Source organism: Streptomyces sp. SudanB52_2052, assembly GCF_964272415.1.
In the GTDB taxonomy this organism is placed as follows: Bacteria; Actinomycetota; Actinomycetes; order Streptomycetales; family Streptomycetaceae; genus Streptomyces; species Streptomyces olindensis.
Genome location: NZ_OZ186796.1, coordinates 4,245,073 through 4,267,375, shown reverse-complemented (window position 1 = coordinate 4,267,375; position 22,303 = coordinate 4,245,073). Strand labels below are relative to the sequence as shown.

General features: G+C 70.5%; 18 protein-coding genes and 1 pseudogene. 17 read left to right on the top strand and 2 right to left on the bottom strand.

Features of this window, described 5'->3' with window-relative positions:
• Nucleotides 1-101 precede the first annotated feature (101 nt).
• Together ACSUPV_RS18860 and ACSUPV_RS18855 are read left to right on the top strand one after the other, a co-directional pair.
• Nucleotides 102-1,385: an MFS transporter gene (locus ACSUPV_RS18860; protein ID WP_037765282.1), complete on the top strand. Its 1,284-nt coding sequence runs from the start codon at nucleotides 102-104 to the stop codon at nucleotides 1,383-1,385.
• Between the two features lie 330 nt (nucleotides 1,386-1,715).
• On the top strand, nucleotides 1,716-1,976 hold the full coding sequence (locus tag ACSUPV_RS18855) for an AsnC family transcriptional regulator (protein ID WP_382613637.1): 261 nt from the start codon (nucleotides 1,716-1,718) through the stop codon (nucleotides 1,974-1,976).
• 578 nt (nucleotides 1,977-2,554) lie between these two features.
• On the opposite strand, the gene ACSUPV_RS18850 is transcribed toward ACSUPV_RS18855, so the two are convergent.
• A complete protein-coding gene (locus ACSUPV_RS18850) occupies nucleotides 2,555-3,574 on the bottom strand; it encodes a LacI family DNA-binding transcriptional regulator (RefSeq protein ID WP_037765275.1) in 1,020 nt (339 codons plus the stop codon).
• A gap of 300 nt (nucleotides 3,575-3,874) precedes the next feature.
• Here ACSUPV_RS18850 and ACSUPV_RS18845 point away from each other — a divergent pair, with 300 nt between their 5' ends.
• The 5 genes and pseudogenes from ACSUPV_RS18845 to ACSUPV_RS18825 all read left to right on the top strand — a co-directional run.
• Nucleotides 3,875-5,266, top strand: coding sequence for an extracellular solute-binding protein (locus ACSUPV_RS18845; protein ID WP_359785476.1), 1,392 nt, complete (start codon nucleotides 3,875-3,877; stop codon nucleotides 5,264-5,266).
• 5 nt (nucleotides 5,267-5,271) lie between these two features.
• Nucleotides 5,272-6,189: a carbohydrate ABC transporter permease gene (locus ACSUPV_RS18840; protein ID WP_359785473.1), complete on the top strand. Its 918-nt coding sequence runs from the start codon at nucleotides 5,272-5,274 to the stop codon at nucleotides 6,187-6,189.
• Nucleotides 6,190-6,193: 4 nt separating this feature from the next.
• Entirely contained in the window at nucleotides 6,194-7,036 is an 843-nt protein-coding gene (locus ACSUPV_RS18835; RefSeq protein ID WP_436947870.1) for a carbohydrate ABC transporter permease, read from the top strand.
• A gap of 45 nt (nucleotides 7,037-7,081) precedes the next feature.
• Nucleotides 7,082-8,746, top strand: a complete 1,665-nt coding sequence (locus ACSUPV_RS18830; RefSeq protein WP_382613642.1) for a glycoside hydrolase family 13 protein — start codon at nucleotides 7,082-7,084, stop codon at nucleotides 8,744-8,746.
• Between the two features lie 190 nt (nucleotides 8,747-8,936).
• Nucleotides 8,937-9,140: pseudogene (locus ACSUPV_RS18825) on the top strand (tyrosine-type recombinase/integrase); the annotation flags it as partial.
• Between the two features lie 288 nt (nucleotides 9,141-9,428).
• On the opposite strand, the gene ACSUPV_RS18820 reads toward ACSUPV_RS18825, so the two are convergent.
• A complete protein-coding gene (locus ACSUPV_RS18820) occupies nucleotides 9,429-12,668 on the bottom strand; it encodes a BTAD domain-containing putative transcriptional regulator (RefSeq protein WP_436947869.1) in 3,240 nt (1,079 codons plus the stop codon).
• 205 nt (nucleotides 12,669-12,873) lie between these two features.
• Between ACSUPV_RS18820 and ACSUPV_RS18815 the strand changes: the two genes are divergently transcribed.
• The 10 genes from ACSUPV_RS18815 to ACSUPV_RS18770 all read left to right on the top strand — a co-directional run bounded on the left by ACSUPV_RS18815 (nucleotide 12,874) and on the right by ACSUPV_RS18770 (nucleotide 21,625).
• Nucleotides 12,874-13,623 carry an SDR family oxidoreductase gene (locus ACSUPV_RS18815; RefSeq protein WP_037765266.1) on the top strand — a complete coding sequence of 250 codons (750 nt, stop codon included), beginning with the start codon at nucleotides 12,874-12,876 and terminating at the stop codon, nucleotides 13,621-13,623.
• Between the two features lie 42 nt (nucleotides 13,624-13,665).
• Nucleotides 13,666-14,268, top strand: a complete 603-nt coding sequence (locus tag ACSUPV_RS18810) for an NAD(P)H oxidoreductase (RefSeq protein WP_436947868.1) — start codon at nucleotides 13,666-13,668, stop codon at nucleotides 14,266-14,268.
• Between the two features lie 285 nt (nucleotides 14,269-14,553).
• A complete protein-coding gene (locus tag ACSUPV_RS18805) occupies nucleotides 14,554-16,113 on the top strand; it encodes an MFS transporter (protein ID WP_436947867.1) in 1,560 nt (519 codons plus the stop codon).
• A gap of 152 nt (nucleotides 16,114-16,265) precedes the next feature.
• Nucleotides 16,266-16,487 (top strand): type II toxin-antitoxin system VapB family antitoxin, encoded by a 222-nt coding sequence (locus ACSUPV_RS18800; RefSeq protein ID WP_031120842.1) that lies wholly within the window; start codon nucleotides 16,266-16,268, stop codon nucleotides 16,485-16,487.
• Entirely contained in the window at nucleotides 16,484-16,894 is a 411-nt protein-coding gene (locus ACSUPV_RS18795) for a PIN domain-containing protein (RefSeq protein WP_436947866.1), read from the top strand. The genes ACSUPV_RS18800 and ACSUPV_RS18795 overlap by 4 nt, the downstream gene beginning before the upstream one ends.
• A 350-nt stretch (nucleotides 16,895-17,244) precedes the next feature.
• Nucleotides 17,245-18,540, top strand: coding sequence for a DUF418 domain-containing protein (locus ACSUPV_RS18790; RefSeq protein WP_436947865.1), 1,296 nt, complete (start codon nucleotides 17,245-17,247; stop codon nucleotides 18,538-18,540).
• A gap of 135 nt (nucleotides 18,541-18,675) precedes the next feature.
• Nucleotides 18,676-19,002, top strand: a complete 327-nt coding sequence (locus tag ACSUPV_RS18785) for a hypothetical protein (protein ID WP_436947864.1) — start codon at nucleotides 18,676-18,678, stop codon at nucleotides 19,000-19,002.
• On the top strand, nucleotides 19,002-19,430 hold the full coding sequence (locus tag ACSUPV_RS18780) for a cation:proton antiporter domain-containing protein (protein ID WP_436947863.1): 429 nt from the start codon (nucleotides 19,002-19,004) through the stop codon (nucleotides 19,428-19,430). Before ACSUPV_RS18785 ends, ACSUPV_RS18780 begins: the two co-directional genes overlap by 1 nt.
• A 115-nt stretch (nucleotides 19,431-19,545) precedes the next feature.
• Nucleotides 19,546-19,677: a hypothetical protein gene (locus ACSUPV_RS18775; RefSeq protein WP_359785448.1), complete on the top strand. Its 132-nt coding sequence runs from the start codon at nucleotides 19,546-19,548 to the stop codon at nucleotides 19,675-19,677.
• A gap of 142 nt (nucleotides 19,678-19,819) precedes the next feature.
• Complete coding sequence (locus ACSUPV_RS18770) at nucleotides 19,820-21,625, top strand: ABC transporter ATP-binding protein (protein WP_436947862.1); 1,806 nt, start codon at nucleotides 19,820-19,822, stop codon at nucleotides 21,623-21,625.
• Nucleotides 21,626-22,303: the final 678 nt, after the last annotated feature.

Genomic DNA, 22,303 nt, shown 5'->3' with positions numbered 1-22,303 from the left:
CGGCAGTCATCGGCCCCCCGCTCCCCACAGATACCGGGCGGCCCGACCACGACGGCCGCACCATCCCGTCCCCCTCCCGACCCGCCACGTGGAGTTCCCGCATGCCTGCACCCGTGCCCCCGCTCCCGTCCCCGACGCCCACAGCCGTCAAGGACACCCCGACCGAGCAGGCCGTGTCCGGCCCCGGCCACCGGCTTCGCCTCATGCTGCTGATGGCCGGCAGCTGCCTGCCCATCCTGGGCGCCGTACTCATCGCCCCCGTCCTGCCGCAGATGCAGTCCCACTTCGCCGACGTGCCGGGCGTCGACGCGCTCGTCCCCATGGCCCTGACCATCCCCGCCCTCTCCCTGGCGCTGCTGGCCCCCTTCGCCGGCGTCATCGTCGACCGGCTCGGCCGCAAACGCCTGCTCGTCGTCTCGACCGTGCTGTACGCGATCCTCGGCACCGCCCCCCTGTGGCTGGACTCCCTCGGCGCCATCGTCGCCAGTCGCGCCCTCGTCGGTGTCGCCGAAGCCGCCATCATGACCTGCAGCACCACGCTGATCGGCGACTACTACTCCGGCCGGCAACGCGATCGCTACCTCGCGATGCAGACGATGTGCGCCTCGATCTCCGCGACGGCCTTCTTCGTGCTGGGCGGCGCGGCCGGATCGGCCGGCTGGCGCGCACCGTTCTGGGCCTACGCGGTGAGCCTGCTGCTCGCCCCGGCCATGGCCGCCTTCCTGCCGCGGCCCCGACCGGCCGACCACGCGGACGAGCCCTCCCTCACCGCCTCGGAACCGATGGCCAAGCGGCCCTTCCCCTGGCGTCCGCTGGCCGGCACCTGCGCGCTGACCCTCTTCGGAGCCGTCCTCTTCTACACCGTCCAGGTGGAGATGGCATTCCTCCTGAACGACATGGGCGTGAGCAACCCCGGCGTGATCGGACTGGCCACCGCCGGCTCCAGTGCCGCGGTCGTGATCGGCGCCGTGGTCTTCGCCAAGGCCGGCCGCAGCCCGCAAGCCTGGCTGCCCACCGCCTTCGGCCTGTGCGCCGTCGGCTTCGCGGTGATCTGGCTCGCCCCCAACCCCGTCGTACTGACCGCCGGCGCGGTGATCAACTGCCTCGGCAGCGGCATCATGCTGCCGAGCCTGCTCACCCTCGCCATGTCCAAGCTCCACTACGCCGACCGCGGCCGCGGCACCGGTCTGTGGACGGGCTTCTTCTTCCTCGGCCAGTTCATCTGCCCGCTCGTGGTCCTCGCGCTCGCCTCCGCCGTCGGCACCCTGGCGAACGCCCTGGGCGTACTCGCCCTCGCCGGGGCCGTCGCCACCGCCGCACTCGGCCTCGCCGCCCGGCGCCGCCGGACGGCCGCCCCGGACCCGATCCAGCAGACGGCGGGCTGACCACGCGGTGCCGGTCCACCACGAGAACCACACACCCGTCGAGATCGGCATCGCGGATATCCCCGCGATGCCGATCGCCACTCGTTCCACCGGAGAAACGAAGGATGCCGACGCCGACCCTGATCGCCGCCATCCGTCACGAGCCGGCATGACGCACCAGGCGTTCCTGCACTACCTCCAACCCGTGCACGGATCCCTGGCCGCCGCGAACCCTCTTCGGATTCGGCGCTGACTCAGCTGCCCCAATTCCGTGCGGGGTGACGATGGGCGCGGAATGCTCGTTCGTGCGGCTGTTGTGCTGTCGTACGGATGTGGGGTGATGCGGGTGAGATGCGGCCGAAGGGTCCCGCCATCGCGCCCGCCCGTCCCGCGCAGCAGGCCCTCACCCCGGCCGACGCCGGCCTGCTCGCCGCCCTCCGGCGCGACGGCCGGGCTGGCCTCACCGACCTCGCCGCGGCGACCGGCTGGTCGTCCGCCACAGCGGCCCGCCGGCTGGCCGACCTGCGGGCCGGCGGCGCACTCTTCTTCGACATCGATCTCGACGCCACCCTGCTGGGTGTCACCACAAAGGGCATGCTGTGGATGGCATGACGTCGTTCTCCAGGGCCGACATCCACGTGTGGTTGCAGTGTTGGCAGACAGGTGTCGTCGGCCAGTTGATACGCCGCCGCTGTGGGTCCGTGCTCCGAATGCCGTGTCGCTTCATCTCGCGTACGAGCCACTTCGGGTAGATGTCCTCGTCCGTGGGCTGCCCCTGTGGGTCCAAGCAGAAGGGGCAGTGGCCAGGCGGAGCCGGCAACTTGGGCTCTGCCAGTGCGGAGAAGCGCCACAGCGGTTGTAAGACAGGACCTGTGCGCGGCGCCCAGCATGTACAGCTGCTCGTCGTCCGGCGGAGGCAGCGGGTCCGCGAAGGCGCGGCCCACGTCGACGCGCGTTCCGATCAACCAACTACCCGAGCGCGTGCCGCCTATCTCGACCCAAGAGTGGCGGGCTCGCTTGACCAACTCCCCGCATCCGGCAAGGCAGTCCAGTCTGCGCCGGTCCGGACTCCATGACCTCCACTCAGTCGCCGTGCCTCAGGATGCCGCTCGCCGCGTCGCCATGTTTCGAGGTACGCCGCTGGCGCTTGGCGCCCCACGTACGGAATCTGCGCCGACGGGCGGACACGGTTACCCGCGCGGCGGCGCCGTGCTACCCCTGATCACCAGCTGTGTCGGTACGACGACGTCGTGTTCGGTCTCCTCGCCGCGCAGGATGTCGAGGAGCATCCGCCCGGCACGTTCTCCCTGCTCTCGTACCGGTTGCCGCACCGTGGTCAGGTCGGTCAGCTCGGCGACCGGGTGGTCGTCGATGCCGATGACGGAGATGTCGTCGGGGACGCGCAGTCCGGCGCGGCGGAGTGTGCGGATGGCACCGAGGGCGACCTCGTCGGAGTGGGCGTATACGGCGGTGGGCGGCTCGGGCTGGCTGAGGAGTTTGGCCATGGCGTCGGCGCCCTGGTCGCCGCCCCAGTCGACGGTGACGACGAGCCGCTCGTCGACCGGGATGCCGGCGTCGCGCAGGGCGGCGTAGTACGCGTTCGAGCGGCCCGACGGCTGCACCTCGTCCGGCTGGTCCGGGTCGACTGCCGCGATCATCGCGATGCGGCGGTGGCCCAGGAAGAGCAAATGGTCCATGGCCTGCCGGCCGGCGATCTCGTCGTCGATGGACACGTTCGGGTAGGGCGCGTGCTGGCCGCCCGCGGCGATGATCGTGACGCCCATCAGCTCCAGGCGGCGCTGCTCCTCCTCACCGACCGGGAAGGCCAGGACCACCACGGCGTCGACCTTGCGGCGGGCGGGCAGGCGGTGGAAGAAGTCGTGGCGGTCCTCGATGCCGTCGACGTGGTAGAGCAGCACGTCCAGGTCGGCCGCGCGCAGTACCGACTCCAGCCCCTCCAGCAGCGCCGCGAAGAACCAGCGGGAGATGTGCGGTACGACCACCGCGACCCGGCCGGTGGCGCCGCCGGCGAGGCGGGACGCCTCGGGGGAGACGACGTAGGAGAGTTCCTCGGCGACCGCGAGGACGCGGCGGCGGGTGGCTTCCGAGACGCCGTAGTCGTTGTTGAGCGCGCGTGAGGCGGTGGCCATCGAGACGCCGGCGGCACGGGCCACGTCGGCCATGTTGATCTTCTGGGAGCTCTGCGCCATGCCGGAAGGCTAACCCACCAGCCGAACGGATCGGAAACGCTTCCGGAATCTTCGGAATGGCTTCCGAGTTTCTCGGTGGTGATGACCGCTGCCCTGACCGGCAGTCTGATCGTTTCAGCATGTCAAAAGTAAGTTGCGGCTTCGTTACTTGACAGGCTTGCTCGGCCGCCTCACTCTTTCCGGAACGGAAACGCTTCCGAAACGACCTTCGCACTCCCTGTGGCCCGGTCGGGAAGCTCGCCGACCTCTGTCTGCCGACCGTGCCCTGGATCGGCAGCCGCATGGATGCGAGGAGGCATCATGCCCGAGCAGCACCCCACCTCCCCCGTCACAATCGCCGGCCGACGCCTGCGTGCCCCGCTGGCGTCCGTCGCCGCGGTGTCCGCGCTGGTGACGCTGGCCGCGTGCAGCGCTCCGGGCTCCGGCTCGGACTCCGGCGCGGCGGCGAATCCGACGCCGACCGCCGTCAACACCGCCGTCGCCGACACCCCCGCGGAGTTGACCCTGTTCTCCGCGGCCGGCCTGCAGACGTACGAGCAGGGACTGGCGGACGCCTTCATGGCCAAGTACCCGAAGATCAAGGTGAAGCTGCGGGTGGAGGCGGACAACAACTACAACACCGTCCTGCCGAGGCTGCTGGCCTCCGACTCCACGCCCGACCTCGTCCAGCCCTACGACCTCCTCGGCGGCGTCAAGGACAACCTGCTCACCAACCTCGACGCATACGACAAGGCGTACGGCTGGAGCTCGAAGGTCCCCGCCTCGGCGCTGGCGCCCGGACGGGTGTCGAACGGTGCGGTCGGCGGCGGTCCGCTGTATCAGGCGGGCGGGTCCGCGGGCCCGCTGGTCGGCGTCTTCTACAACAAGGAGCTGGCCGCAAAGGTCGGCATGAAGAAGGTGCCCGGCTCCATCTCGGACCTCGAAGCCGTCATGGCCGAGGCGAAGAAGTCCGGGATCACCCCGATCGTCGCCTCGAACCAGGACGGCCTGATCGGCCACCTCTACAACCTGCTGCTGGGCGACTACATGGGCGCCGAGAAGCTCAGTGACATCGTGTACCACCAGCCGGGCGCAAACCTGGACACCCCGGAGGCGGTCAAGGCCACGGAGACGCTCCACAAGTGGATCAAGGCCGGTTACTTCGCCTCCGACGTCAACGCCCTCAACCAGGAGGCGTCGTACGGGCAGTTCACCGGCGGCAAGGGCCTGTTCTTCTTCCAGGGCAGCTGGATCACGCAGACCCTCGACAAGAACTTCAAGGGCAAGTACGGCGTCTTCCCGATGCCGCCGGCCACAGAGGACGGCCCGTACGCGGGCATGACCAGCAACACCCTCGCCTTCTCCATCGCCGCCCGCTCCAAGAACAAGGACGCCGCCGCGCTGTTCCTGGACTTCCTCACCACCCCCGAGGCCGCGAAGGTCGCCGTCGACAACGGCTACGCCGCCCTGACCTCCGGCACAGCCGCCCCGGGCAAGCCGTCGCTGTCCGGCACGCTGACCGAGCAGATCCAGGCCGGTTACGCCGCGATCGCCGCCGACAACGGCTTCGACAGCTGGCTCCAGAACGCCGCCCCGGCCCTCAACACCAAGCTGACCCAGCAGCTCCAGCTGCTGGTCTCCGGCAAGGTCGAGCCCGCCGCGATGGTCGAGACCCTCCAGACCACCTACGCCGACGCGCTGAAGAGCAGCTGAGCAGTATGCGATCCATCAAGTCGCCCGCCGGTGCCACCGCCACCCGCAGCCGCCACCGGCTCCGGGCCCGGCGGTGGGCCGGCTGGCTCTTCGCCCTCCCCGCCCTCGCCTTCTACGGCGTCTTCAACTTCTACCCGGTCCTGCTGTCGGTCCAGTACTCCTTCTACGACTGGGACGGCGTCGGCGCCTCCACCTGGGTGGGCCTGAAGAACTACACCCAGGTCTTCACGGACAACGAGCAGTTCTCCTCCCTGCTGCACGCCTTCTACCTGATCCTGTTCTTCACCATCCTGCCGGTGACGATCGCCCTGATCACCGCCTCCGTACTACGGCAGCTGCAAGGCCGCTTCACCGGAGCACTGGCCCGCACGCTGCTCTTCCTGCCGCAGATCATCCCCGGGGCCGCCGCCGGTGTCGCCTGGACGTGGATGTATTCCGACAACGGCGTGGTCAACCAACTCCTGCGCGCCATCGGCCTCGACGACGTCGCCCGCCCCTGGCTGGCGGACTTCACCTGGGCCCTGACCGCGGTCGGCTTCATCGGCACCTGGCTCTCCACCGGACTGTGCACGATGCTGCTCCTGGCGGGCATCGGAAAGATCGACAACAGCCTGTACGAGGCGGCGCGCATCGACGGCGCAGGCCCCATCCGCCAGTTCCTGGCGGTCACCCTGCCCGGTCTGCGCAACGAGATCGGCGTCTGCGTCACCATCACGATCATCGCCGCGCTCGCCAGCTTCGACGTCGTCTACCTCTCCACCCAGGGCGGCCCCGGCACCCAGACCATGGTCCCCGGTGTCGCCGTCTACAACCTGGCCTTCAACGACGCTCGCCTCGGCGCGGCCTCCGCGCTCGCCGTCGTCCTCGCCCTGGTCGTGATCGCCGTCGTCGTCCCGCTCCAGCGCCTGTTCCGGGAGAAGTAGTCCGATGCCCGAACGCACGCAGACCGCACGCGCACTTCGCCGTCGCGCTCCCGGACTCATCCTCATCACCGCCGCCGCGCTCTACTCCGTCGTACCGCTCCTGAGCATGGTCAGCGCGGCCCTCGCCCCCCAGGGCACGTTCCCCTCAGGACTGAGCTGGCCGTCCGACCCGCACTGGCACAACTTCGTCGACGCCTGGAACGTCGCCAACATCACGACACTGCTCAAGTCCAGCACGCTCATCGTGCTCGGCGTCGTCCCCGTCGCGGTCCTGATCGCGACGATGGCCGCGTACGCGATCGCCGTACTGGAGATCCCGCTGGGCGGCGTCTTCTACACGGTCCTCGTCCTGACGCTGACCCTGCCGTACGAGATCGTGATCGTCCCGCTCTACGAACAGACCAGAGCCATGGGCCTGTTGGGCACCCAGTGGGCGCTGATCCTCCCGCTCATCGGGATGAACATGCCGTTCGCGGTGTTCTGGATGCGGGCGCACTTCGTGGGCGTACCGAAGGAGCTGTCCGAGGCGGCGGGCATGGACGGCGCCGGCCCCTGGCGCGCGCTGTTCCACATCCACCTGCCGCTCGCCCGCCCTGCGATCGCCTCTCTCGCCCTGCTGATGTTCCTGTCCACCTGGAACCAGTTCCTGCTCGCCCTGGTGCTCATCGACGACCCGAACAAGCGCACCATGGCAGGCGCGCTCCAGGCGTTCACCACCAAATACAGCACCGACCAGGTCCTGCTGAACGCCGGTGCCCTTCTCATCATGGCCCCCACGATCCTCGTGTTCCTGGTCCTGCAACGCCACTTCGTCAAGGCGCTGCTCCAGGGCTCGGTCAAGGGCTGACCACCACCCCCACTTTCATCTTCAGACAGTCAGGACCGAGCACCCATGAGCAACCCGACCCCCACCGCGCTGCCCGCCGAAGCCGCAGCCGATGCCGACTGGTGGCGCAGGGCCGCCATCTACCAGGTCTACATACGCAGCTTCGCCGACGGCGACGGCGACGGAACCGGCGACATCGCCGGCCTCCGCTCCCGACTGCAGTACCTGGCCTACCTCGGTGTCGACGCGATCTGGATCAACCCCTGGTACCCGTCCCCGCTGGCCGACGGCGGCTACGACGTCTCCGACTACCGCGACATCCATCCCGCCTACGGCACCCTGGACGAGGCCAAGCAACTGATCACGGAGGCACACGAGCTGGGCCTGCGCGTGATCCTCGACATCGTCCCCAACCACACCTCCGACCAGCACCCCTGGTTCCAGCAGGCGCTGGCGGCAGGCCCCGGCTCACCGGAACGGAACCGCTTCATCTTCCGCGACGGCAAGGGCGAGGACGGCTCCCTGCCCCCCAACGACTGGCACGCGGCCTTCGGCGGCCCCGCCTGGACCCGCACGCCCGACGGCCAGTGGTACCTGCACCTCTTCGCCCCCGAACAGCCCGACCTCAACTGGGACAACCCCGAGGTCCGTGCCGAGTTCGAGTCGATCCTGCGTTTCTGGTTCGACCTCGGCGTCGACGGCTTCCGCATCGACGTGGCTCACGGCATGGTCAAGGACCCGGCGCTGCCCGACCTCGGGCTGACCGAGTTCTCCGTCCTCACGGGCGAGGGCCAGCAGGACCACCCGCACTGGGACCGCGACGGACTGCACGACATCTTCCGCAGCTGGCGCGCCATCGCGGACAGCTACCCCGACCCCCGCGTCTTCGTCGCCGAGGCCCACGTACGACCCTGCCGTATGCCGGAGTACCTCCGCCCTGACCAGCTCCACACGGCCTTCAACTTCGACTTCCTCAAGTGCCCTCTGGACGCGGGTGCGTTGCGGGAGGTCATCGACCGCAGCATCACCAGCCTCGCCGCCGTCGGCGCGCCCGCCACTTGGGTGCTGTCCAACCACGACGAGACGCGCCACGTCACCCGCTACGGCCGCGCCGACACCGGCGTCCAGGCCCTGTTCCGGGACCGGCCGATCCCCACCGACCTCGTGCTCGGCACCCGCCGCGCCCGGGCGGCGGCCCTGTTGATGCTGGCCCTGCCGGGAGGTGCGTATGTCTACCAGGGTGAGGAGTTGGGCCTCTACGAGGTCGAGGACATCCCGGAGGAACTCCTCCAGGACCCCATCTGGGAACGCTCCGGCCACACCCTCCGCGGCCGCGACGGCTGCCGTGTCCCCCTTCCGTGGACCGGTGACACCCCGCCGTTCGGCTTCAGTACCTCCGGCGCCGCGCCCTGGCTGCCCCAGCCCGAGGACTGGAAGTCGTACACCGCCGAGGCCAACCAGGCCGACCCCGCCTCCATGCTCCAGCTCTACCGCGCCGCCCTGCGCCTGCGCCGCACCGAACCCGGCCTGCGCGGTGAGGAGTTCCGTTGGCTGGACAGCCCGGACGGCACGCTGCTCTTCGAGCGGGGCAATGGGCTGCTGTGCGCGGTGAACCTGTCCGACCAGCCCGCTCCCCTCCCCACCGGCCACAGCCCCCTCCTCGTCTCGGGGCCGATGGACGGTGACGGCCTGCTGCCACCGGACACCACCGCCTGGCTGCACCGGGGCTGACCTCACCCCAATCCACCAGGGCCTGTCCGGTGTTCCTCCCCGCCACCCGGACAGGCCCTGGTCTCATTGCGGGAGTCAGGAGTCCGCCGCCGAGCGGCCTATCGCCACCGTCGCCCAGGTCGACGCTCTCGCAGATGCGATCGGTATCTGCTGGCGTCTCATGCTGAGTCCGATGCAGGTGTCCGGGCCTTCGACCCGTTCGGGCGCCACCCTCCGCGACACGATGGTGCGCGCCGGGCAGTCCTCCGAGAAGGCGGCGCTGATCTATCAGCACTCCGATGAGGAGCGGCAGCGAGAGGTGGCCGCCGGGCTCGACGACCTGATGCGCGCCGAGCGTGCGAAGCGCCACAAGGACTCGCCCGCGCAACACAGCGAGGGGGCTGCCGGAGGCTAATGGTGCGGTTGTGGTGCGCGACCGGCCCACCGGTCTGGACAACAAAAAACCCCCGGGTCTCTGACCTGGGGGTTTCACATGGAGCGGGTGACGAGAATCGAACTCGCGCTCTCAGCTTGGGAAGCGACGGCGCTCGGGCGGGCACCATGGCGTTGACCTGCGCAGATGCTGTCCCTCTGAGGTGCTCGTGAGGGTCGGATCGCACCGCTGCTGACCGTGGTCGTCTGCTCTTACGGGCACGCTGTGGGCACGGCCGCCACCAGCGGCCGACGGGGACGAGCAACGGAGTCACCCCCCGCTTTCCGGGTCCGCTCCGCGGGCGGCCTGCTGGTGTCCGGACAGGATCCGCGACGTCCGCGCCTGCTCATGCGCTGCCTCCGGCGACAGCGACTCCCCCCTCGTGAAGGCATCCGCGAACCCTGCCGCCCCCAGCGCCGCCGTCGCCGCGGTGGTGGTGCGGTCGACGTCCGTCCGTTCCGCGGCCGGGAGCGGCGCGCCCGTGGCGGCGCGGGCGGCGGACGCGGCGCCGAGGAGGAGCGCCGCGGTCCCGGGGGCGTCCGCGAGGGCGTAAGCCGCGGCGAGGCCCTCGAGAGCGAGGGCGACCGCCCGGGGGTCACCGGTGGCCAGGGCCGTTTCGTAGCCCTCCTCATGGTGTGCCAGCGCACCCTGCGCGTCGCCGCGCAGCTCCGCGATGAAGCCCAGCTCGGCCAGGATCAGGGCGTTCGCCCCGTCGAGACCGACCTGGCGGTGCCATTCCAGGACCGTGCGCATCCGGATCTCCGCCTCGTCGAGGAGCCCCTCGCGACGCGCGCCAAGACCGAGCCCCAGCTCCGCGTTGATCTCGCCCGCACGGAAGCCGAGTTCGGCGGCGAGGCGCCGGGACCGCTCGTGGTACTCCCGAGCCCTGCCGACGTCGCCGGTGAGCAGTGCCGTCCGCCCGAGCCCGGAGAGCAGGTCCGCGGCCTGGGTGGACAGGCCGAACTCCTCGGCGGTGTCCAGCCCGCCCTGCCGCAGCCGGGCCGCCCGCTCGTAGTCGCCGTGGATCTCGGCGACCGACGCAAGCGGGTACACCGACCACAGCCGGCCGCACGCGTCCCCGACTTCCCCGAAGAGCTCCGCGCTGCGCCCCGCGTCCTTCTCCGTACCGGCCAGATCGCCCCGTAGCAGCCGCTGTACGGACCGGTCCGCCAGCGCGGCCGCCTCTCCCCAACGCTCACCGAGCGCCCGGAAGCCGTCCAGGGAGGCCTCGGTGAGCGCCTCGCTCTCCAGGACATCTCCCGTCGCGCACAGCGCGTGCGCCAGGAACCACCGCGCCCACGCGGACTCCACCGGGTCACCGACCTGTTCGCACGCCTGGAGCGCTGTCCCGATCCGGGCCGCCCGGTCGGTGCCGTCGCCGGTCAGGACGGCGATGCCGGCCTGCCACGCGCCGGCCTTCGCCCGCAGTGCCGCGTCCCCGCCGGACAGCGCGAGAGCCGCGGTGAGCGAGCGCCGCGCCTCGCCGAGCCGACCGCGCAGGATCCAGTACCAGGAGAGCGCGTGGACGAGCCGAAGCGCGTGTTCCGTCTCGCGCCGCTCGACCGCACCGTCCAGGGCCGAGCGCAGATTCGCGCTCTCGGCGTCCAACCGTGCCAGCCACGCACCTTGCTCGGGTCCACGCAGCTCGGGCTCCGCCGTCTCGGCGAGTCGCGTGTAGTACGCGCGATGCCGCCTTCGCACCGGCTCCGTCTCGCGAGTTTCCCGCATCCGCTCGACGCAGTACGCGGAGACGGACTCCAGCAGCCGGTACCGAGGCCCCTCAGTCGCGTCGACGGCGACCACGAGCGACCGGTCCACCAGCCGCACCAGCAGGTTCAGTACGTCCCCTGCGTCGACCCCCTCGCCCGCGCACACCTCCTCGGCCGCCTCCAGCGTGCACCCATCGGCGTGCACGGCGAGCCGCCGCAGCACGGCCTGTTCGGGCCCGCTCAGCAGTTCCCAGCTCCAGTCGATCACGGCGCGCAGTGTCTGCTGGCGGGCCGGCGCACCCCGCTGCCCGGCGCTCAGCAGCCGGAAGCGGTCGTCGAGTCTCTCCAGCAGCCGGTGCACACCGAGTGCCCGCACCCGGGTCGCGGCCAGCTCGAGGGCCAGCGGAATCCCGTCCAGACGACGGCAGATGGCGCCGACCGCGTCCGCGGTGAGCGGATCCAGCACAAAGCCGGGCGAGGCGGCCGCGGCCCGCGCCGAGAACAGGTCGACCGCGTCCTGCGCGGCGAGCGGCGGCACGGCCCACAGGGTCTCCCCGGCAAGCGCCAAGGGCTCCTGGCTGGTCGTCAGCAGCACCAGCCCGGGAGCCGACCGCAGCAGCAGCTCCGCCAGTGCCGCTGCCTCGTCGATCACATGCTCGCAGTTGTCGAGGACGAGCAGCATCCGCTTGTCACGCAGCACCTCGGCGAGCCGGTCCGCCGCGTCGAGCGGCCGCTCCCTTTCGGGCCGTACACCCCAGATCCCGTCGTCCCGCAACTCCATGGTCGCCGCGACGACGTCAGCCAGGTCGCCACCGGATCCGGCGAGTTCGACCAGCCATTCCCCATCCGGGAAACTGCCCTTCAGCTGCTCGGCCACGGCGACCGCGAGCCGGGTCTTGCCGACGCCGCCGGGCCCGGTGAGGGTGACCAGCCGCCGGGTGCCGAGAAGTTCGCGTACGTCGGCGACCTCGCCCTCCCGGCCTATGAGACCGCTGAGCGGGGTGAGGATGTTCGTCCTGGTACGGACGGGAGCAGTGTTCTGGCGGACGGCGCCCAGTCCAGGGTCCTGCTGGAGCATCGCCCGCTGCAGTGCGGCCAGTTCGGGGCTCGGGTCGAGACCGAGCTCCTCCGCGAGCCGAGTCCGCAGCTCTTCGTATCCGGCGAGTGCCTCGCTCTGCCGCCCTGACCGGTACAGCGCCCGCAGCTGCACCGACCGCAGCCGCTCCCGCAGGGGATACCGCTCGACCAGCTCCGCCAGCTCCCCGGCCAGCTCGGTGTGCTCACCACTGTCGAGCCGGGCCTCGGCGTGGTCCTCCAGGACGGCGAGCCGGTCTTCCTCCAGCCGGTTCACAGCGGCCCGGGTGAATGTCTCCTCCGCGAAGTCCGCGAACGCCGGCCCCCGCCACAGGGCGAGCGCGTCGGCGAGGAGCCCGGCCCGTAAGCGCGAGTCCTGTTCGGCCCTGGCCCGAGCCGCCAGCCTGGCGAACCGGTCCGCGTCCAGGGCTCCTTCCGCCACGACCAGCTGGTAGCCGGGTGCCCGGGACACCACCAGGTCGCGTCCGCCCGGCTCGGCCTCCTCCAGGACGCGGCGCAGTTGGGAGACCTTGGCCTGAAGTGCCCTGACCGGGTTGCCAGGTGGCTCGTCGCCCCACAGGTCGTCGATCAGCCGGTGGGCGGCCACGGGCCGCTCCGGGGCGACGAGCAGGGACGCGAGCAGGGCCCGCACCTTGAGCTCGGGTACACGGACCGGCTGCCCGGCATCGGTCCAGACGGCCGTCTCCCCCAGCACCCCGAATCGCATGGCGTCACGGTAACCCGTGCCGGGGACGAGCTGGTGAAAGACGGTCCCCGAACCGGCCGCGCACACTTCCCACACGACTCCGACAGGGAGTGCCGGAAGCCGCCCCGAACAGGGCCGTAACACCGCCCGAGCCTGATCCGAAGCATCGCGCCCGACGGTGTTCCCCGACAGCAGCGATCACTGAGCCCGTCAAAGGGGACCCACCATGAGCAAACTCACCGGCAGAACCGCTCTCGTCACCGGCGCCAGTCGCGGGATCGGCCGTGCCATCGCCCTGCGTCTGGCTTCCGAGGGCGCGCGTGTCGGCGTCCACTATGCGAGCAACGAGGCGGCTGCCAAGGAAACCGTGGCCACCATCGAGGCGGCCGGCGGCACCGCCTTCACGATCCGTACCGAACTGGGCGTCCCCGGCGACGCCGAGGCACTGTGGCGGGCGTTCGACGCGCACGCGGACGGCCTCGACATCCTGGTCAACAACGCGGGCATCGCAGGTCCCGGCCTGATCCACGAGGTCTCCGAGGCCACCTACGACAAGGTCTTCGCCATCAACGCCAAGGCTCCCTTCTTCATCATCCAGAAGGGCCTGGAACGCCTGCGCGACGGCGGCCGGATCATCAACGTGTCCTCCGGCGTCACCAAGGTCGCCTTCCCCGGCATGACCTCCTACGCCGCCTCCAAGGGCGCCCTCGAGGTACTGACCCTCACCCTGGCGCAGACCCTCGGCTCCCGCGACATCACCGTCAACGCGGTCTCCCCCGGCACGGTCGAGACCGACATCCACCCCTGGATGGCCGACCCCGCGGCCAAGGCGCACGCCGCCGGCTTCTCCGTCTTCAACCGGGTCGGCCAACCCGCCGATGTCGCCGACGTCGTGTCCTTCCTCGCCTCCGACGACGCCCGATGGGTGACCGGCCAGAACATCGACGTGAGCGGAGGCTCCGGCCTCGGCATCTGACCGACACAGGCTCTCACCCACGGGAGAAGATCGGAGACACCCATGCCCCACACCCTGCTGGTCCTCGCCCACCACCGGTCCGACTCGCTGACCGCCCAGGTCGCCGGCCATCTGCAGGCCCGCATGGAGGAGGCGGACGGCACGGTCGACGTGCTCGACCTGTACGCGGAGGACTTCGACCCGCGGCTGACGCCCGTCGACGAACCGGACTGGGAGGACCGGGAGAAGAGGTACTCGCCCGAAGTCCATGCCCATATGGACCGTATCGCCGCCGCGGACGACATCCTCGTCGTCTTCCCGGTGTGGTGGTTCGCGCCGCCGGCTGTCGTCAAAGGCTGGATCGACCGGGTGTGGAACTACGGCTTCGCGTACGGCCGCAGCAAGCCCCGGCTCGCCGGGAAGCGGATGCTCTGGCTGGGCCTCGCGGGCGGACCCGACTCGGATTACGCGAAGACCGGCCTCGACTCCGCGATGGACATCCAACTGCGGGCCGGCGTCTCCCAATTCTGCGGGATCGTCGACTCGTCGGTGCGTCTGCTGCACGGCACCGAACTGTCCGGCGTCCCACAGGCGCAGCGATCGGCGCGGGTAAGGGAGGTGCTCACGGCCGCCGGCGAGGCACTGGAAGAACGCCTGCCCCGCTGACGGCCGGCCGGTCACGCCGTCGCGTGACCGCCCCGGACCGCTCAGCCGGACGAGCCGTTCAGCACGCTCTCCGGCTCGATCGGCTCAGCACGGTCGCCCCCTCCGCGAAACGCCGCAGCCACCCGGTACCCACCCGGGTGGCTGCGGCGTTCACCGTTCCCGCGCCGTCGAACGGAAGGTGGGGCGCATGCCCGAACACCCCAGGCGAGACGCCGTGTGCCCTCCCGAACACCACCGCAACACCGTCCGAGCCGGATCCGAAACACCACCCCGCACAGTCGTCCCATGACCTCAGACATTGCAACCCAGGCCCCCGAGACGGCAGGTGCCCGGCAGTGGCTCGGGCTCGCCACGCTGCTGCTCCCTGTGACCCTGATGACCGCCGACCTGGGCGTGCTGTGGCTGGCCACGCCCTATCTCGCCGCCGATCTGCGGCCCAGCAGCGCCCAACTCCTGTGGGCCACCGACATCTATGGATTCCTGACCGCCGGAACCTTGGTGATCATGGGCACGATCGGCGACCGTATCGGCCGTCGCAAGCTGCTGATGGCCGGCTCGGCCGGGTTCATCATGGCTTCGCTGATCGCCGCGTACGCCCCCGGCCCGGAGGTGCTGATCACGGCCCGCGCGCTGCTCGGCGTCGCCGGAGCGGCCGTGCTTCCGTCCACGCTCTCCCTGATCAGCCACATGTTCACCGATCCTCGCCAGCGCGCGACGGCCATCGCGATGTGGGTGACCGCCCTCTCGGTCGGCCTGGCCGTCGGACCGCTCGTCGGCGGTGTGATGCTGACGCGTTGGTGGTGGGGCTCGGTCTTCCTCATGGGCGTACCCATCATGCTGCTCGCGCTGGCCACGGCTCGGGTGCTGCTGCCGGAGTACCGCGACCCGACCCCGGGACGTCTGGACCTGGCGAGCGTCGCACTGTTCCTGCTGGCCGTCCTGCCGATGGTGTACGCCATCAAGAGCCTGGCCTCGGGTGCCCCCGCATGGCAGCCCGCCGTCGCCTCGGCGGCCGGGGTTGTCTGCACTGTCGCGTTCGTACGCCGACAGAACCGGCTGGCCACGCCGCTGCTGGATCTGCGGCTCTTTCATGACCGGGCCTTCACGGGGGCGCTCCTCACCCTGTTGATCGGGATGACGGCCCTCAACGGCGTCGAGTATCTCGTCCCGCAGTATCTGCAGGCCGTGGCCGGACAGTCGCCGCTGGAAGCCGGGCTGTGGCTGTTGCCCGGAGCCGCGGGGCTGATCGCCGGCTCCCAGCTCACCCCGGTCCTCGCACGCCGGATCCGTCCGGCGTACGTCCTGGTCGGCGGCCTGCTGCTCTCCCTCATCGGCTACGCGGCGATCGCCCTGTCCGAGGGCGTCCTGACCGCCTCGCTGGGGCTGGCCGTGATCATGTTCGGGGTCGCCCCGATCAGCGTCCTCGGCACGGTCCTGGCGGTCGGCGCCGCGCCCGTGGAGAAGGCGGGTGCCGCCGCGGCGACCGGCCAGACGGCCTACGACCTGGGCCTCGCCCTGGGTATCGCGGTCACGGGCACCCTCGCGGTCGCGGTCTACCGCGGCGAGATCCCGGACGAAGCGCCCGCCGCGGCCAAGGACACTGTGGGCGCAGCGATCGCCGCTGCCGAACGCCTCCCGGACGGCGCCTCGCTACTGGCCACAGCGAAGGCCGCCTTCACCACCGGGCTGCAGACGGCGGCCACCGCGAGTGCGGTACTCACCCTGGTGACGGCGGTCCTGGTGACGACACTGCTGCGGCATGTACCGGCGATCGCGGCCGCCCCTGCCGAAGCGGGGACGAAGCCGGACAGGGAGGCAGGGGAACCGGTTACGGCAGCCCACTGACGAAGAAACCCCCCAGGATTCTGACCTGGGGTTCCGTTCTACCGATCTGGAGTGTCCGTTGCGATTGCTGATCCGACGTTCAGGTGTGGCATCACCAATGTTGGTGACATACTATTCTATGTACATCACCAACATCGCGTAGGAGTGCTCGTATGTCTGTGACCCAGATCGACATCGACGATGACGCCCTGGAGCGCGCCATGGCTCTGGCCAAGGTCAGGACCAAGAAGGAGGCGGTCAATCTCGCGTTGAACTTCTATGCCGAGCAGCAGGAGCGTGCGGCGCGCATCAGCCGTCATTTCGAGCGTGCGCGTGAGTGGGGTGCTGTCGAGGACGCCGAGCGCCTGCACCGGGCGGAGAAGAACAGCCGGTGATCTACCTGCTCGACACCTCCGGCCTGGTCCGCCTGCTCCGCGATCCGAAACTCCAAGCGGCCTGGTACGACGCGATCGACGCCGGGGCTATCGCATCCTGCTATGTGCAACGCGCCGAGTTCTTCCACAGTGCTCGGAACGGACGCGAGTATGGCGAGATCGTGGAGATGTTCACCGACCTGTACCCCGACGTGTCGGTGCCGAAGAACGCGGGACGCTGGATCGGCGCGGTGCAGCACCGTATGGCCCGGGCCGGGGAGCACCGCAGTGCCTCGGCGGTCGACCTGGTCATCGCCGCCACCGCCGCCCACCACGGCCTCGCCGTCCTCCACGACGACGCCGACTACGGTGCCATCGCCCGGCACGCATCCGACCTGACCGAGCACAACATCCACGACATCGTCTGAGACGTTTCCGCCGGGCCTGCGTGTCGTCCGGCCCTTTCGTGGCCACCAGCGCGTCAGTCGAAGTACTGCCTCTTGGGCATGAGTTGGGCGACCAACAACGCTGCGGCGTCCACAACCACCGTCCGCTTCCCGAGGGGACGGGCAGGCTGAGGGCTTCCGGGCACGACTGATGCGGATGGCACAGCGAAAGGGCAGGTCAGATGCCGCCTTTCGGCGCCGGCAGCGACGAGCCTGCCACGCGGCCGAGACCGACCCCCGCCGATCGGAGGGGGCCGGTCGGCTGACCGGCGGGACATCTCCCGAAGCCCGGCGGATGGTCGACCGCCCCCCGCCTCGGCGAGGTTGTCCCGATGACCGAGATCGAAAGCGCCGAGGAGGCGCCTCGCCAGCCTTTACCCGCGTCCCAGTCCGCCACGGCGACGGAACGCCCTTCGTCGACAGCGCGGCTGGTCGGGGTGGACCTCGCCCGTGCACTGGCCGTGTTCGGGATGTTCGCCGTGCACACCGGCCCCTTCAATCCCTTCCCGACGTCCGGCAGCGGCGTTGGCGAATGGTTGGTCTGGCTGGCGAGCGGCCGGGCCTCGGCGCTGTTCGCCACCCTCGCCGGGTTCTCGTTGGTGCTGATCGCCGGTCGCCTGGAGCCGAAGACCGGACCGGCCGGCCGGCAGGCGAAGGCCAGGATCGTGATCCGGGCCGTGATCCTGCTGGTGGTGGGCACCGCGTTGGCGATGACCGACTTCGGCGGCGCCGTGATCATCAATTACTACGCGGTGTACTTCCTGCTGTCCCTGCCCCTGCTGCGGCTGCGGGCCAGGACGCTCGCGCTCATCGCGGTCGCGCTCGCGGTTGTCACGCCGCAGCTGGCGTACGCCCTTCGAGCGCTGCTCAGTGAGTCGATCGTGAACACCATCGACTCGTACGACCCGATCGCGCGCCTCTCCGGCGTGGGCGTGCTCGACTTCCTGCTCACCGGCTTCTACCCGGCGATCACCTGGATGACGTTCGTGGTCACCGGCATGGCGCTGGGCCGGCTGGACCTCGCCTCAGGCGCGGTGCGGCGGCGGCTGGCCGTGGTCGGTCCCGCGCTGATCGCGTTCGGATACGGCGTCTCGTGGCTGGCGCTGCGGTTGACCGGCGGCGCTGAGAAGACCATGGCCGGGATGCCTGGCATGAAGGACTTCGGCGCCATGAAGGAGCTCGGTGCCATGAAGGATCCCGGCATGGCAGAGGGATCTTTCGACTTGCCGGTCGGCAGTGGGCTGTGGGGCCCCGACGCATGGGGGCTGCTGGCGGCCGAGCCGCACAGTGCTTCCACGTTCGACCTCGTCGGCTGCCTGGGAACCGCGATCACCGTGATCCTGTGCGCGACGGTGGCGTTGGACCGACTGCCGTGGCTGCGCCGGCCGGCAACGCCGGTCATCGCCGTCGGCACCATGTCCCTGACCCTCTACGTGGGCCACATCCTGGCAATCCTCGCCCTGCCCGGTGAAGCGGCCACCCCGCCGCAGTCCGCCTCTTTCGAACTGCTGCTCTGCTTCATCGTCGGGGCCACCGCGTTCGCGGCCCTCTGGTCCCGCTTCTTCCGCCGCGGCCCCTTGGAATACCTGCTCAACAACGCTACGAAACTGGCAAGTCGCGTCCATTGAGCCTCGGATTGGCACCACGGGAAGTCCGAGCGTGAGTCGGCCTCCGGCGTGCGGGCGCCGGAGGCCGTATCGCATCGCCGCGCCGACCGGCCGGAAGCTCCGGCGCGCTGGGAACGCCCGGCGTCGGCCGCGGTGTTGGGCATCGCAGCACTGCTGTACGCCTGGGGTATGGGCCACGCCGCGATCCACCCCTACTACAGCGCGGCGATACGGTCGATGGCCACCAGCTGGCGGGCCTTCTTCTTCGGCGGTCTCGACACCAGCGGTTCGATCACCCTCGACAAGGTCTCCGGCGCCTTCTGGCCGCACACCTGGGCGGCCGCGCTGCCCCATGTGATCGAGGGCGTGCTCACGGTATGGCTGCTGCACCGGATCGTACGGGCCCGGGCCGGGCCGTTCGCCGCACTGATCGCCTCGCTGACGCTCACTTTCACTCCGGTCACCGTGGTACCAACTCGATGATGACCATGTGCATGTGGTTCTTCTTCGGCAACGCCGTGGTGCTCGCCCTGGGCGAGGGCATCGACTGGCCCGCCATCGTGCTCTGCGTCGCCGCGCTCACCGTCGTGCGCATCCTTCCGATCATGCTCGCCTTCCTCGGCTCGAAGTTCACCTGGCGAGAACGGCTCATGGTCGGCGCGCTCGGACCACGCGGCACCACCTCCATCGTGTTCGGCCTGCTCGCGTTCAACGCTCTGCCGGACGGGCGGTACGCCGACACAGCCCTGTACGCCATGACCCTGACGGTGCTCGGCAGCGTTCTGCTCCACGGCGGTGGTTCGGTGGTCATCGCCCGGTCCCTGACCGGCCCGCCACCGTCGGCCCGGGGCGGCCCCGGCTCCCCGGGGACCGACGAGCCGGACTCACGGGTCGTCGCCACGCAGGGTTGATGTGCTCCTCCTCCAGTCCGGTCTTTCCAGCCACTCGGCGGGGGAGGACCCGACAGTCGCCGGATGTGCGCGGAGCGGCCGGGCGTCCAGCCTGGAGACATGACACAGCACGTTCGTGACAAGGAGCGCTGGATTTCTCGGCCTGACGCTGGTGGCGGGCGCCGGTGTCCTGTTCGTCGTCCGTCCTGAGTTCTACGAGGCAGGGGTGCACGTCTTCGCCACGCGGGCGGTCTCACTGGTCCACTGAGCCTGCGACCGCAGATCTCTCGGGGCAGGCGCCTGGCCGTCGTACGCCCTGATCTCCGTGATGCCGTTGTGCACACGCTCGCTACAAGGGCTGTGGCAACCGCCGAGGCGGTGCGCGGCCGACCACGTAGGAAAGGAATTCTGTGAACACCGCATCCGCCCCGGAGGCGACGGGTGCCGAGTCCTTGCGCGCCCGCGAGACGCTCAAGGCGCTGTACGGGTATGTCCGCCCGCACCGGTGGGCCGTCGTACTCGGTCTGCTGTTGGCGCTGGCAGGGGCCGCCGGCGGGCTGCTCCAGCCCCTGGCCACGAAGGCGCTGGTCGACCGGCTCTCGTCCGGTGGCACGATCGGCACCATCCTGCTGGCCATGACCGTTCTGGTCCTGCTGAGCATGGTGGCCGAGGCGTTCGGTGCCTATGTGCTGGAACGGACGGCGGAGTCGGTGGTGCTCGCCGCCCGCCGCAGCCTCATCGGACGGTTGCTGCGGCTGCGCCTCACGGAGGTGGACCGGATGCAGCCGGGCGACCTGATGTCCCGGGTGACCTCCGACACCACGCTGTTGCGGGCGGTCAGCACCCAGGCGGTGGTCTCCGCGGCGACGGGGGCGGTGACACTGGTCGCGGCGGTCGTGGTGATGGCGTTCCTCGATGCCGTCCTGCTGGGCGTCACGCTCGGTGTGGTCGCGGTCGTCGGCGTGGGTGCCGTGCTGGTGCTGCCGAAGATCGGGCAGGCCGCCGAGCGTGCGCAGGCGGCTGTCGGGGAGATGTCCACGGGCCTGGAGCGGGTCTTCGGCGCGTTCCGCACGGTGAAGGCGTCCGGCGCCGAGGAGCGGGAGACCGCTCGCGTCGAGGCGGCGGCACGCAGGGCGTGGCGCCACGGCGTGCGCAGCGCGAAGTGGGAGGCCGTGCTGGGTTCGGCGGACAACCTCACCGTCGAGCTCGCGTTCCTCGCGGTACTCGCCGTCGGCGGGGCGCGGGTGGCGTCCGGGGACATGCCCGTGTCCACGCTGATCGCGTTCCTGCTGTACCTCTTCTTCCTGATGGAGCCGGTGTACCAGCTGGTCGAGGCAGCGACCCACTACCAGGAGGGTGCGGCCGCGATCGCCCGGATCGCGCAGGTGGACCGCCTGGCGACAGAGAAGCAGGACCGGCACCCGTCGGCGCGGCCTGCGGCGACCAAGACGGTGCGGCCACGTCCGGCGTCGGTTCGCTTCGAGGAGGTGTCCTTCCGCTACGGGACCGGGTTGCCGGACATCCACCAGCGGGTGGACTTCGAGGTGCCGGGCGGCGGGATGACGGCGTTCGTCGGCCCCTCGGGCGCGGGCAAGTCGACGGTCCTCGCGCTCGTCGAGCGGTTCTACGAAGCGACCGGCGGCCGTGTCCTGGTCGACGGCAAGGACGTGACACAGTGGCCGCTGCCCGAGCTGCGGTCCGTCATCGGATACGTCGAGCAGGACGCGCCGGTGCTGGCCGGCACGCTGCGGGAGAACCTGGTCTTCGCCGCGCCCGGCACGACCGACGACGAGATACGCGAAGTCCTCATCCGGACCAGGCTCGACGCCCTCGTCGAGCGTCTCCCGCACGGCCTGGACACCCCGGTCGGGCACCGCGGGACGAAACTGTCCGGCGGCGAGCGCCAGCGCATCGCCATCGCCCGCGCGCTGCTGCGCAGGCCCCGGCTGCTGCTCCTGGACGAGGCGACCTCGCAGCTCGACGCCGTCAACGAGCTGGCACTGCGGGAGGTCATCGCCGAGACCGCACGCGAGACCACCGTGCTGGTGGTGGCCCACCGCCTGTCGACGGTCACGGACGCCGACCGCATCGTCGTCATGGACGCGGGCAAGGTCCGCGCGGTCGGCACCCACGAGGAGCTGGTGGCAGAGGACGAGCTGTACGCGCAGCTCGCGGCGACGCAGCTCCTGACCACGGCGGGACGCCCCGGCGGGTGAGACGGGCCTGCGACGCCGAGGACCTTTTTGCAGGCCGCCCTCCTGCGCACGCAGGCGGGCGGCCTGCATTCGTGACCAGGCGCGGGCCGGCGCGTACGTGCGCCGAGTCATGATCAAGCCGAGCACCGAGTGGGGGCGTGCGCGCAAAGCGGAGGAGGTGCCGCTGGAGCACCTCCCGGACACCGGACACGACGAGGTCCGCGTGCGGCGACTGCTGGACCAAGAGCAGCTGCGGGAGGTTCCTCCCCTGCTCGGCCACCACATCGCGCCCGATGACGGGCGCCTTTTTGAACTTGGAGCTCTCGGACGAGTCGGACCACGTCGATGTCGCGGCTGTCCGCGACGTCGTCGTGGACGCGGTCGAGGAGGGCGGTGTCCACGACCGGATGGGTTTCCCCGGCGTTGCCCGGTGCGACACCGCGAGTCTCCATACCTGCCTGGGTGGCCGTCGTGGTCTCAGCTGCACCGGCGGCCACCGCCTCCTGACCCGCACCAGCCGTTGCCCGGGGCCGCGCCGGGGATCACGCCCACGCATGCCACGCATGTCCCGCAGTCGCACGGACCCTGCCCATGGACGGCCGGTCGGCGACAGACGGAGCTGACAGCGGTCGGCCGGGACCACGGCCGAAGCCCGCAAGGGCGATCCCCCTTGCGGGCCGGGCAGGCCGTCCAGGCCGG

What these genes read in the sequence shown, in the direction of transcription:
- ACSUPV_RS18835 (WP_436947870.1), top strand. Translation starts at nt 6,194, where the DNA reads ATGCCCGAACGCACGCAGACCGCACGCGCACTTCGCCGTCGCGCTCCC.
- ACSUPV_RS18790 (WP_436947865.1), top strand. Translation starts at nt 17,245, where the DNA reads ATGACCGAGATCGAAAGCGCCGAGGAGGCGCCTCGCCAGCCTTTACCC.
- ACSUPV_RS18845 (WP_359785476.1), top strand. Translation starts at nt 3,875, where the DNA reads ATGCCCGAGCAGCACCCCACCTCCCCCGTCACAATCGCCGGCCGACGC.
- ACSUPV_RS18820 (WP_436947869.1), bottom strand. Translation starts at nt 12,668, where the DNA reads ATGCGATTCGGGGTGCTGGGGGAGACGGCCGTCTGGACCGATGCCGGG.
- ACSUPV_RS18855 (WP_382613637.1), top strand. Translation starts at nt 1,716, where the DNA reads ATGCGGCCGAAGGGTCCCGCCATCGCGCCCGCCCGTCCCGCGCAGCAG.
- ACSUPV_RS18805 (WP_436947867.1), top strand. Translation starts at nt 14,554, where the DNA reads ATGACCTCAGACATTGCAACCCAGGCCCCCGAGACGGCAGGTGCCCGG.
- ACSUPV_RS18860 (WP_037765282.1), top strand. Translation starts at nt 102, where the DNA reads ATGCCTGCACCCGTGCCCCCGCTCCCGTCCCCGACGCCCACAGCCGTC.
- ACSUPV_RS18850 (WP_037765275.1), bottom strand. Translation starts at nt 3,574, where the DNA reads ATGGCGCAGAGCTCCCAGAAGATCAACATGGCCGACGTGGCCCGTGCC.
- ACSUPV_RS18830 (WP_382613642.1), top strand. Translation starts at nt 7,082, where the DNA reads ATGAGCAACCCGACCCCCACCGCGCTGCCCGCCGAAGCCGCAGCCGAT.
- ACSUPV_RS18840 (WP_359785473.1), top strand. Translation starts at nt 5,272, where the DNA reads ATGCGATCCATCAAGTCGCCCGCCGGTGCCACCGCCACCCGCAGCCGC.
- ACSUPV_RS18815 (WP_037765266.1), top strand. Translation starts at nt 12,874, where the DNA reads ATGAGCAAACTCACCGGCAGAACCGCTCTCGTCACCGGCGCCAGTCGC.
- ACSUPV_RS18810 (WP_436947868.1), top strand. Translation starts at nt 13,666, where the DNA reads ATGCCCCACACCCTGCTGGTCCTCGCCCACCACCGGTCCGACTCGCTG.
- ACSUPV_RS18800 (WP_031120842.1), top strand. Translation starts at nt 16,266, where the DNA reads ATGTCTGTGACCCAGATCGACATCGACGATGACGCCCTGGAGCGCGCC.
- ACSUPV_RS18780 (WP_436947863.1), top strand. Translation starts at nt 19,002, where the DNA reads ATGACCATGTGCATGTGGTTCTTCTTCGGCAACGCCGTGGTGCTCGCC.